Origin of the sequence: Gottfriedia sp. NPDC056225 (assembly GCF_042267765.1) — a bacterium.
In the GTDB taxonomy this organism is placed as follows: domain Bacteria; phylum Bacillota; class Bacilli; order Bacillales; family Bacillaceae_G; genus Gottfriedia.
Genome location: NZ_JBHJTJ010000045.1, coordinates 20064 through 30643 on the forward strand (window position 1 = coordinate 20064; position 10580 = coordinate 30643).

At 34.9% G+C, this 10580-nt stretch carries 8 protein-coding genes and 12 tRNA genes; 17 read left to right on the top strand and 3 right to left on the bottom strand.

Annotation, left to right across the window (positions count from 1 at the left end):
• Window positions 1-156: 156 nt before the first annotated feature.
• The 4 genes from alr to ACFCYN_RS20805 all read left to right on the top strand — a co-directional run bounded on the left by alr (window position 157) and on the right by ACFCYN_RS20805 (window position 4421).
• Complete coding sequence (alr, locus tag ACFCYN_RS20790) at window positions 157-1323, top strand: alanine racemase (protein WP_375951489.1); 1167 nt, start codon at window positions 157-159, stop codon at window positions 1321-1323.
• A gap of 144 nt (window positions 1324-1467) precedes the next feature.
• A complete protein-coding gene (locus tag ACFCYN_RS20795; RefSeq protein ID WP_056476050.1) occupies window positions 1468-1749 on the top strand; it encodes a CopG family ribbon-helix-helix protein in 282 nt (93 codons plus the stop codon).
• Window positions 1750-1753: 4 nt separating this feature from the next.
• Window positions 1754-2104 (top strand): type II toxin-antitoxin system endoribonuclease NdoA, encoded by a 351-nt coding sequence (ndoA, locus tag ACFCYN_RS20800; protein ID WP_056476047.1) that lies wholly within the window; start codon window positions 1754-1756, stop codon window positions 2102-2104.
• 118 nt (window positions 2105-2222) lie between these two features.
• Window positions 2223-4421 (top strand): Tex family protein, encoded by a 2199-nt coding sequence (locus ACFCYN_RS20805; protein ID WP_375951492.1) that lies wholly within the window; start codon window positions 2223-2225, stop codon window positions 4419-4421.
• Here the strand turns inward: ACFCYN_RS20805 and cmpA are convergent.
• On the bottom strand, window positions 4411-4521 hold the full coding sequence (gene cmpA, locus ACFCYN_RS20810) for a cortex morphogenetic protein CmpA (RefSeq protein ID WP_088003988.1): 111 nt from the start codon (window positions 4519-4521) through the stop codon (window positions 4411-4413). The two genes, ACFCYN_RS20805 and cmpA, sit on opposite strands and share 11 nt — an antisense overlap.
• A 304-nt stretch (window positions 4522-4825) precedes the next feature.
• On the opposite strand from cmpA, the gene ACFCYN_RS20815 reads away from it, so the two are divergent.
• The 10 genes from ACFCYN_RS20815 to ACFCYN_RS20860 all read left to right on the top strand — a co-directional run bounded on the left by ACFCYN_RS20815 (window position 4826) and on the right by ACFCYN_RS20860 (window position 7010).
• Window positions 4826-5278 carry a SprT family protein gene (locus ACFCYN_RS20815; RefSeq protein WP_375951494.1) on the top strand — a complete coding sequence of 151 codons (453 nt, stop codon included), beginning with the start codon at window positions 4826-4828 and terminating at the stop codon, window positions 5276-5278.
• An 83-nt stretch (window positions 5279-5361) separates the two neighbouring features.
• Window positions 5362-5436: transfer RNA gene (locus ACFCYN_RS20820), tRNA-Asn, on the top strand.
• Window positions 5437-5443: 7 nt separating this feature from the next.
• Window positions 5444-5534: transfer RNA gene (locus ACFCYN_RS20825), tRNA-Ser, on the top strand.
• Between the two features lie 12 nt (window positions 5535-5546).
• Window positions 5547-5621: transfer RNA gene (locus ACFCYN_RS20830), tRNA-Glu, on the top strand.
• A gap of 12 nt (window positions 5622-5633) precedes the next feature.
• Window positions 5634-5709 (top strand) — tRNA-Val (locus ACFCYN_RS20835).
• Between the two features lie 317 nt (window positions 5710-6026).
• Window positions 6027-6103, top strand: a tRNA-Met gene (locus tag ACFCYN_RS20840).
• A gap of 4 nt (window positions 6104-6107) precedes the next feature.
• Window positions 6108-6183: transfer RNA gene (locus ACFCYN_RS20845), tRNA-Asp, on the top strand.
• Window positions 6184-6486: 303 nt separating this feature from the next.
• Window positions 6487-6561: transfer RNA gene (locus ACFCYN_RS20850), tRNA-Gln, on the top strand.
• Window positions 6562-6841: 280 nt separating this feature from the next.
• Window positions 6842-6914 (top strand) — tRNA-Lys (locus tag ACFCYN_RS20855).
• Window positions 6915-6927: 13 nt separating this feature from the next.
• Window positions 6928-7010: transfer RNA gene (locus ACFCYN_RS20860), tRNA-Leu, on the top strand.
• A gap of 253 nt (window positions 7011-7263) precedes the next feature.
• On the opposite strand, the gene ACFCYN_RS20865 is transcribed toward ACFCYN_RS20860, so the two are convergent.
• Both ACFCYN_RS20865 and cls read right to left on the bottom strand, forming a co-directional pair.
• Window positions 7264-8082, bottom strand: coding sequence for a M15 family metallopeptidase (locus ACFCYN_RS20865; RefSeq protein ID WP_375951496.1), 819 nt, complete (start codon window positions 8080-8082; stop codon window positions 7264-7266).
• Window positions 8083-8215: 133 nt separating this feature from the next.
• Entirely contained in the window at window positions 8216-9658 is a 1443-nt protein-coding gene (gene cls, locus ACFCYN_RS20870; protein WP_375951498.1) for a cardiolipin synthase, read from the bottom strand.
• Window positions 9659-10242: 584 nt separating this feature from the next.
• On the opposite strand from cls, the gene ACFCYN_RS20875 reads away from it, so the two are divergent.
• The 3 genes from ACFCYN_RS20875 (at window position 10243) to ACFCYN_RS20885 (ending at window position 10480) form a co-directional block, all read left to right on the top strand.
• Window positions 10243-10319 (top strand) — tRNA-Arg (locus ACFCYN_RS20875).
• Between the two features lie 5 nt (window positions 10320-10324).
• Window positions 10325-10401, top strand: a tRNA-Pro gene (locus ACFCYN_RS20880).
• A 5-nt stretch (window positions 10402-10406) separates the two neighbouring features.
• Window positions 10407-10480, top strand: a tRNA-Gly gene (locus ACFCYN_RS20885).
• Window positions 10481-10580: the final 100 nt, after the last annotated feature.

Genomic DNA, 10580 nt, shown 5'->3' on the forward strand with positions numbered 1-10580 from the left:
AAACTTAAAAGGGCGTGATGATGCTTTATCACGCCTTTTTAAATTTCAAATAAACTATGAATGAGTAGTATATTGGTTGACATTTATAGTAAAATAAGCAAATAATTTAACACATATAAAAAGAGTAATGGGTAAATCGATAAGGAAGTGTAAATCATGACAGAAACACCATTTTATCGCGACACTTGGGTAGAAGTGGATTTAGATGCAATTGAAGAAAACATCAAAAATATTGTATCGCTTTACCCAAATCATCAAGAAATTTATGTAGCTTTAAAGGCGAATGCATATGGACACGGTTATGTTGAAGTAGCTAAACAAGCATTAAAGTCTGGAGCAACAAGATTATTAGTCGCTTTTATTGATGAAGGGATATTTCTGCGTAATGCAGGAATAGAAGCACCAATTTTAGTTTTAGGTGCAACTAGACCAGAGGATATAAACGTCGCAATTGAGCATAAATTAACTTTAACGGCATATAATGTTGATTGGTTAGAAGGTATTTCTCAAAATTTAAAAAATACTGATGGTACAATGATTCATATTAAATTTGATACCGGGATGGGTAGGTTAGGCTTAAAGACAAAATCGGAGTGGGAACGAGCAGCATCAATCTTACGAGATAATCCATCGATTAAATTAGAAGGATTGTTTACGCATTTTGCTACTGCCGATGAGTTAAATAAATCCTATTTTAATCAGCAATTAAAGACATTTTATGAATGTATCGAATGGGTTAAGAGCAGTGGATTTTCGCCTGAGTTAATTCATTGTGCGAACAGCGCAGCGGCTGCATTAGAAACTAACCTATTTAACACAGTTCGAGTTGGAATTATTATGTATGGTTTAACTCCATCTTTAGAGATAAAGCCATTGCTGCCATTTACATTAAAGCCCGCACTATCGCTTTATACGAAAATCTCACATATTAAACAGTTACCATCGAATAGTGGTGTAAGTTATGGAGCAACGTATTTTACTTCTGACTCAGAGTGGATTGCTACATTACCAGTTGGTTATGCAGATGGATGGCTAAGAGATATGCAAGGCTTTTCTGTACTAGTAGAAGGTGAAAAGGCAGAAATCGTTGGTAGAGTTTGTATGGATCAGTGTATGATCAAGCTTTCAAAGCATTATCCTGTTGGTACAAAAGTGACGTTAATAGGAGAAAATAAAGACGGAGCTGTTACGGCTGAGGACGTGGCTACACACATGAATACAATCAATTATGAAGTAACTTGTCTTCTAAATCATCGGGTACCAAGAGTGTATAAAAAGAATGGAAATATTAAGTCAGTCAGTAATTATCTAGTATCAGATTAATTGTAATTTGATGTATTAAAGTATGAAACACCGTTATTTGGTTAAGATAAACGAAGATATGTGTCTTTCCAATCACTGAAAATAATGGTATGATGTAGTATAGGGAGATATATGGGTAATAGTTGATTCTGGAGGTGCTGAAACTTGTCCGAACTAAATGCGACAACTGAAATAACAGTACGTTTACCAAAACACGTAGTAAGCGAACTAGATGGATTAGTAAAGCAAGAAAACGGTAATCGAAATGAGTATATTTATCAAGCGACTAAGATGTTTTTAAAAGATCGTAAAAGACGCCAAAGTCGTGAACATATGCGACGCGGATACATGGAAATGGCTAAAATCAACTTATTAATATCTTCTGAGTCATTCTATGCTGAGTCTGAAGCGGATTCTAAAGTGGAGCGCTTAGTTAGCGGGGGGTAATCACTTGATAGTAAAACGTGGCGACGTATATTTTGCAGACCTTTCCCCTGTAGTTGGCTCGGAACAAGGTGGAGTTCGTCCGGTTCTCATAATACAAAATGATATCGGTAATCGTTTTAGTCCTACCGTTATAGTCGCTGCGATTACAGCACAAATCCAAAAAGCAAAGCTTCCAACACATGTTGAAATCGATGCTAAAAAATATGGATTTGAACGTGATTCGGTTATACTACTAGAGCAAATTCGAACGATTGACAAACAGCGATTAACCGATAAGATAACACATCTTGACGATGAGATGATGGATCAGGTTGATGAAGCGTTGCAAATCAGTTTAGGACTTGTTGATTTTTAAAGTTGCTTTTTTTAGCAGCTTTATCTACATAAATTATAATTAATGTTTTGTAACCCTTTCGACTTGAAAGGGTTATTTTAGGTCTTATATAATTCCCGAAAATTGGAGGCGTTAAGTTATGTCACAGCAATTGATTAATAAAATAGCATCTGATTTATCTATTACTTTGAAACAAGTAGCTACTGTCATTGAATTAAAGGAAGAAGGAAATACAATTCCCTTTATTGCTAGGTACCGAAAAGAAAAGACGGGTTCTCTTGATGAAGTTCAAATTCATTCGATTTTGGAGAAATATGAGTATGCTGTAAATCTTCAAACACGAAAAGATGAAGTAATCCGTTTAATTGATGAAAAAGGAAAGTTGAATGATGAATTACGTAAAAGTATTACGTTAGCAACAAAGCTACAAGAAGTAGAGGATTTATACCGACCATATAAAGAAAAAAGAAGGACTCGTGCTACGGTCGCAAAAGATAAAGGGTTAGAACCATTTGCAGAATGGTTATTCTCGATGCCAAAAGAAGGCATGTTAGCAGAAGAGGCATTAAAATACATAAATATTGAACTTGAAGTTAGTACAGCTGATGAAGTTATTCAAGGTGGAAAAGATATTATTGCGGAATGGATTGCAGACGATGCTACATATCGAAAGTGGATTCGTGAAGTTACATTTAAAAAAGGAACAATTGATAGTACTGTAAAAGATGCCGATAAAGACGAAAAAAAAGTTTATGAAATGTATTATGAATACTCTGAGCCAATTGCAAGGATTGTTCCACATAGAATATTAGCGATGAATCGTGCAGAGAAAGAAGATATTTTAAGGGTTGCAGTTCAATCGCCTTTTGATGAAATCATTTCATATTTAGAAAGAAAAGTTATGATAAAGGAAACTTTTGTGCGATCAATTTTAAAAGAAGTTGTTGAGGATGCTTATAAACGATTAATTCAACCTTCAATTGAAAGAGAGATTCGTAAGGAATTATCCGAAAAAGCTGATTCTCATGCAATTAATATTTTCTCAGAAAACTTACGCTCACTATTGCTACAGCCACCATTAAAAGGAAAAATCGTTCTTGGAGTTGACCCTGCATTCCGTACAGGTTGTAAATTAGCCGTTGTAGATGAAACAGGTAAAGTACTTAAAATTGATGTTATTTATCCGCATCCTTTCAAAGGTGAAAGAGAAGAAGTTCAAAGAAATAAAAGAGAGCAAGCAATTGCAAAAATTAAAGATATTCTTATCAAATATAAAATAGAGATGATTGCAATTGGAAACGGAACAGCGTCTCGTGAAACTGAGCTATTTATATCTGAAATTCTAAAAGAAATGAAAAATAGTATTTACTATGTAATCGTAAATGAAGCTGGAGCGAGCGTGTATTCTGCTTCAGAACTAGCGCGAGAAGAGTTTCCAAATTTCCAAGTTGAGGAAAGAAGTGCGGTTTCAATCGCAAGACGATTACAAGATCCGTTAGCTGAATTGGTTAAAATTGACCCTAAATCTGTTGGCGTAGGATTATACCAACATGATGTTTCTCAAAAAAGTCTGAATGAGTCACTAACGTTTGTTGTTGAAACATCAGTAAACCAAGTAGGTGTAAATGTAAATACAGCATCAGTTTCGCTACTACAACATGTATCGGGCTTGTCCAAAACGGTAGCGAAAAATATCGTTAATTATCGTGATGAAAAAGGGAAAATTACAAATCGAAAAGAGCTTAAAACGATACCGAGACTAGGTGCAAAAACATACGAACAATGTATTGGATTCTTACGCGTTGTCGAAGGGGATGAACCTTTAGATCGTACAAGTATTCATCCGGAGAATTATGTGCAAGTAAAAAAACTATTAAAGCAATTAAATTTCTCAACAAATCAAATTGGTTCAAAAGAACTAAAAGAAAAGTTAAAGACGCTAAACTTAGAAGAAATATCAGAACAACTTGATATTGGTTTAATTACACTGAATGATATTTTAGCTTCATTAACACAACCTGAAAGAGATTTACGAGACGAATTAGCAGCACCAATCCTTCGCCAAGATGTTCTTCAAATTGGAGACTTAAAAATAGGCATGGAGCTTGAAGGAACAGTAAGAAATGTAGTCGATTTTGGTGCATTTGTTGATATAGGATTAAAGAATGACGGTCTTGTTCATATTTCAAGAATGAGTAGTAAATTTATAAAACATCCATTAGATGTTGTTTCAGTTGGCCAAGTAGTAAAAATATGGATTGCTGAAGTTGATCAAAAGAAACAAAGAGTAGGCTTATCTATGCTGCCAATTGAAGCAAAAGAAAAAGTCAAAGCTTAATTTTTTGATAATAAAACCAACATTGATTTAATAACTTTATTTGATAACGGTTTTTCTCATAAAATGCTTTCTGCATTTGAGTCTTAAGCCAACTAGGCATTACCATGATGAAAACCTCCAACTTAAAAATCTTCGCCCATCTTAACTATTGAGATGGGCGATGAAATAAATGAGTGAGGGGTAACCTTCCGATACACTGTATAAAAAGGATAACTGTATTGTTCATTTTGGATAGTAAAAATTACGCCGTTGTAGAGAGATTTACTAAGAGCAGCCCATTTAGCATAAATCGTACTAATAAGATCTTTTGAAATTCTCATTTGTATGTTTAATGTATGCACATACCCAGAAAAATGTGAGTTGTTTAGTTAGAATAAAGTAGAAAAAGAGGTGGCGATCTATAAATGGACAATGAGGAGATACAAAAATTAGTAGAAGATCTATCGATTACCTATTTCGGACGGCCATTTCTCCATCAAGCTTCCTTCAATACTAGATTGAGAACTACTGGTGGAAGGTATTTATTAAAAAATAGTAATATCGAATTAAATAAATTATACTATCAAGAACACGGAATCGAAGAGCTAAAGGGAATTATATTACACGAGCTGTGTCACTATCATCTTCATATTATGAAGAAAGGATATAAACACGAAGATAAAGATTTTAAAGACCTACTAAAAAAAGTAGGTGCGCCTAGATACTGTAAACCACTAAATTCTATAAAGAAAAGAACACATTCTTATAAATATAAATATAGATGTGTTGGGTGTGGACAATACTTCTTAAGAAAAAGAAAAGTTGACACAAAGCGCTTTGTATGTGGAATATGCAAAAGTCCATTAAAACAATTATAAATAGTGTTGACAGGTAATATATGTATAGTTTATATTAATACTTGTCATCATGTTACAGCGCATGACGAATTGATTGGAATTTTTCCGCAGTAGCTCAGTGGTAGAGCACTCGGCTGTTAACCGAGTGGTCGTAGGTTCGAATCCTACCTGCGGAGCCATTATATTAGAGAAGTACCCAAGTGGCTCAAGGGGCGCCCCTGCTAAGGGTGTAGATCGTTAACGCGGTGCGAGGGTTCGAATCCCTTCTTCTCTGCCATATTTTTTTTTTGGCCCGTTGGTCAAGCGGTTAAGACACCGCCCTTTCACGGCGGTAACACGGGTTCGAGTCCCGTACGGGTCACCAATATTTTATCCCGGAGGATTAGCTCAGCTGGGAGAGCACCTGCCTTACAAGCAGGGGGTCGGCGGTTCGAGCCCGTCATCCTCCACCATTTCTTTAAAATGATATAAACTCTTATTATCGCGGCGTGGAGCACGAACGAATATGCTTCGAAGTAATAACTTCAGCATACCAATCGAGCTGCTACTTGCATAAACATCCTGAGATTGGGATGGTCTTAACGAAATAAAGTTCATGGATCTAATAAAATAGTATCCACATTATCGCGGGGTGGAGCACGAACGAATATGCTTCGAAGTAATAACTTCAGCATACCAATCGAGCCGCTACTTGCATAAACATCCTGAGATTGGGATGGTCTTAACGAAATAAACTTCATGGATCTAGTTAAAATAGTATCCACATTATCGCGGGGTGGAGCAGTCTGGTAGCTCGTCGGGCTCATAACCCGAAGGTCGCAGGTTCAAATCCTGTCCCCGCAACCAAAATGGTCCCGTGGTGTAGCGGTTAACATGCCTGCCTGTCACGCAGGAGATCGCCGGTTCGATCCCGGTCGGGACCGCCATTTATTACTACAGTTTGTAGTATTTTTTTCTTTATTTGGAGAAAAATAGTAGTGAGATGGATGAATTTTTTTTATCTTTAGGAGTAGATTCGAGGGGTAAATACAATACTACATAAGACAATCCTGCGGTGTTACTTCATGTAGCATATTCGCACATTAGGAAAAGAAGTATAGTGAAATGTCGGATTGTTTTTTATCTTGAGAGGTTAATTCAAGAAGGTAAGGCAATACAACATAAAAAAAATCCTGCGGTGCGGGTTCATGGAGATTATTCGAAGAAGTAGATTCATGATGTTATATCAATGGGCTATAGCCAAGCGGTAAGGCAACGGATTTTGATTCCGTCATGCCCTGGTTCGAATCCAGGTAGCCCAGCCATTTTTATTTTGAATAGTAATGTTTAAGGTAGAGGGATTTTCTTTTATCTTAAATGCGATCGTGTAAACAGTAAGTAAGTTTAAAAATAGTCTGTTTTTAGTGTACTTGTACTATCATGTATTTATAAACTTGTTATTACGAGCCATTAGCTCAGTTGGTAGAGCACGAACGAGTAATCTTCGATGCGATTACTTCAGCGTACTTGTCGAGCAGCTACTTGAAATTCTATCTGAGACAAGGACGTCTTTAGAACTTGCTTATTTTATAAACTTGTTATTACGAGCCATTAGCTCAGTTGGTAGAGCATCTGACTTTTAATCAGAGGGTCGAAGGTTCGAATCCTTCATGGCTCACTTTTGTTTATTCGCGGTCGTGGCGGAATGGCAGACGCGCTAGGTTGAGGGCCTAGTGGAGGTTTCTCCGTGGAGGTTCAAGTCCTCTCGGCCGCATCTTAATTATGACTTTCCAAGACATCTTACAATTGTAGGGTGTCTTTTTTGTGTTGATTGACATCAATAAAGAAATAATTGTAAATTTTTAGTACTTAAGAAATTACTTTTTTTTTCACTAAATTAGTGAAAAAGAATATTCGTGATAACCACTTGTTACACATTGATGCGTGTTTTTATATAACTACTGATTTGTAGACATTGACTATACTAAAAAACTCACTTTTGATATATTCCAAAAGTGAGTCTAACATTAATAATTAGCAGGATTTACTTGAAGTGGTTTAAATTTCTGATTTTTATCAGAGTAATGCCACCATTCTTTTGAGTAGCCCACGAAACCGGCTTGTCTCATCGCTTTATCCATGATTTGATAATTCTTTTCTTGTACACTATTTCGCTTATAGCTTCGAGAAGCACGTGATGAAAAATCATCGAATTTGGATTGCATTTGCACTTCTTTTCCATCTAATGTACACAATGTTATATCTAGTGTTGCACCTAGTTGGTGGCCTCGTATATTTTTTGGACTAGGCTTAGCAACATAATCTGAATTAGGATATGCATTCCAAAGTGTTTGTTGAGCTGATAAAGGACGGTAAGCATCCCAAACTTTAATCGTATATCCTTGTTTTTTTAGGATGGAATTTGCTTTAGCTAATTTTTTGGCTGTGCTAGTCCTAAGGATGGCTTGGCTAAAATTATAAATACGTTTGCCGGTAAAGTTATTCGTTGTATTATAGCGTAAATCAACGATCAAACTTTTATCTAATGATTTAACATTAGTGAACTCTGCAATTACATACTTCCCGCTAATAAATCCTGTTTTACTTTTAAATTTAATTTTATACCATCCGTTGGCATGTTTATTAACAACCGTTAAAAATTGACCTTTTTTCACAGTACCGATTAACTTAGCCGTTGTACTAGGGCCGCTACGGATATTTAGTTTACTTGCAGTTACGGTGTAAACTTTATTCGCTGCATAAGTAGAGGTTGGGTTTGTAAAAAAACTGACCCACAAAGATAAAAGAGCTAAACAACTTATTAAAATCTTCTTGATTCTTCTCATAGTTCACCTTCTAATTAATTTATGTAATAATCTGTTAACTTCTTTAATTATTCAATAGAATACGTGTACTTTCAATTTAAAACTTATTTGGCAATATAAAAAAACATTACAATTTAGTAATGTTTTTAGTAGTTTATAATATTGGAGATAGAAGTCGAGAAATAGCTTCTTTTATTTTTATAAAGATTGTTCTCGCTTGATACTTTTCAAGTGTAAGTTCACTAGAATATTTACAATCAGATAAAAAAAGGTTTTGTAGATTGGATGATTCTTTTTCTGAATAGACGATCGCGTTTATTTCAAAATTCAATTTAAAACTACGTGTATCAATGTTAGTAGTTCCAACTGAAGCAACTTCTTGGTCTATTACGATTGTTTTAGCATGCAAAAATCCATTTTCATATAGCAATATTTTTGCTCCGTAAGATAATAGTTCGCCTACGTATGATAGTGATGCCCAATGTACGAATGGGTGGTCAGGTTTACTTGGAATCATTATTCTAACATCAATTCCAGATAATGCAGCAATTTTACAAGCGTCCATAATGCTTGCATCAGGAACGAAGTAAGGGGTTTGAATATAAACGCTCTGTTTAGCAGACGTAATTAGTTTAACGTACATATTTTTTAAGTGCTCTGTTTCCGAATTTGGCCCACTAGCAACAATTTGTATGGGAGTATTTCTGATACTTTCCACATTATTAAAAGTAAATTCCTCTATAATATGTCCATGTTGTTTAGTAGCTTGTTGCCAGTCTAATATAAATCGCCCTTGAATTTGATTTACTGAATCACCTTTTATTCGAAAATGAGTGTCTCTCCAGTATCCAAATTTCTTATCAATTCCAAGATACTCGTCTCCGACATTAAAACCGCCTATATAAGCAACTCTCCCATCAATAATACAAAGTTTTCTGTGATTTCTATTGTTTAATCGAAAATTGATTAGTCTTAGGAAGGAAGGAAAGAAAGCTTTTACCTCACCTCCGTGTTTAATAAGATCTTTGAAAAAAGAAGGAGTGATTTTTTTCGAACCAATGTCATCGTACAGCACTCGTACTTTAACGCCTTTTTCTGCCTTCTTTGTAAGTTCGTCTCTAAGCTTTTTTCCTAACGAGTCACGTTGAATGATGTAATATTGAATATTTATCTCTTTTTCGGCATTTTGTATGTCTTCGAAAAGCGAATTAAATTTTTCGTAACCGTCACTAAATGTTTGGATCTCGTTTTCAGTTGTTAATAAAGCATTAGCGGATTTTAAATTCATCATAATTAATTGTGAATGCTTCGATAGTAATTCATCTTGGATAAAGCGTTGATCATTATGTATTTGATTTGCTTGATTAGTAACTGCTAATTGAAGATAACTTCTTTCTTTATTTGAAAGATGATAGAAGTTCTTTTGTTTTAGCTGTCTGCCTAAAAAAAGGTATAGTAAGAAACCGACTATTGGTATAAAAAGTAGGATCATAAGCCATGCCCACGTAGCTGCAACATCTCTCTTTTCAATAAAGATTAAAATACCAGCTAGCAGTATATTAACAATAAGGAGGATTGTAATAAAATTTATATCCATTGAACTCACATCCTATATAATTAGATTGCTTTTAATATGTTTTATTTAATGAATCAAAGTATACAAACATATTGTATACTTTTCTAAAATAAAAGTATTTTATCATTTACTCTGTAATTTTTCACGGTACGGTACCAAAACCGAGTATTTAAGAGCTTGTGGGAGTATATGAAGAGAAAATTCTTCAAAAATCAAATCATTTTAACAGAGGTTGTGTTTAAATAGTACTATATCAATTGCACTATTGTTGATTTGCTTTATGTCTATTAAAAGAAAACTAAACTGATGAAAGTTACTATTTATGCAGTAATTTAAGGTATGAAAGTATTGTAGTAGTAGGATTAAGATCCGTTATATTATTGATAATCAAATTAATCACAACTTTTTTCTTAAATAATGTTGACAATAAGTGTCCTATACTTTAATATAGTTAAAGTCACGTCAGAAGTTAACGAAGTCAACGAAAGCTTATCGTAGTAAGCATTGAAAGTTTTAGAAAAAACTTTTAAAAAAAGTGTTGACATAAACGGTTAGATGTTATAAACTGTAAAAGTCGCTAACGAAGACGACACACTTTAAAATATGCGCCCGTAGCTCAATTGGATAGAGCGTTTGACTACGGATCAAAAGGTTATGGGTTCGAGTCCTTTCGGGCGCGCCATATTTCGGGAAGTGGCTCAGCTTGGTAGAGCACCTGGTTTGGGACCAGGGGGTCGCAGGTTCAAATCCTGTCTTCCCGACCATTTTCGCGGGTGTAGTTTAATGGTAAAATAGAAGCCTTCCAAGCTTCGGTCGTGGGTTCGATTCCCATCACCCGCTCCATTATTATGAACTTTGAAAACTAAACAAAACATGAAGTAAACGTCAATTATTAGTTTTTTGAGCAATACAAGATTTAAACTTAACTTTTATGGAGAGTTTG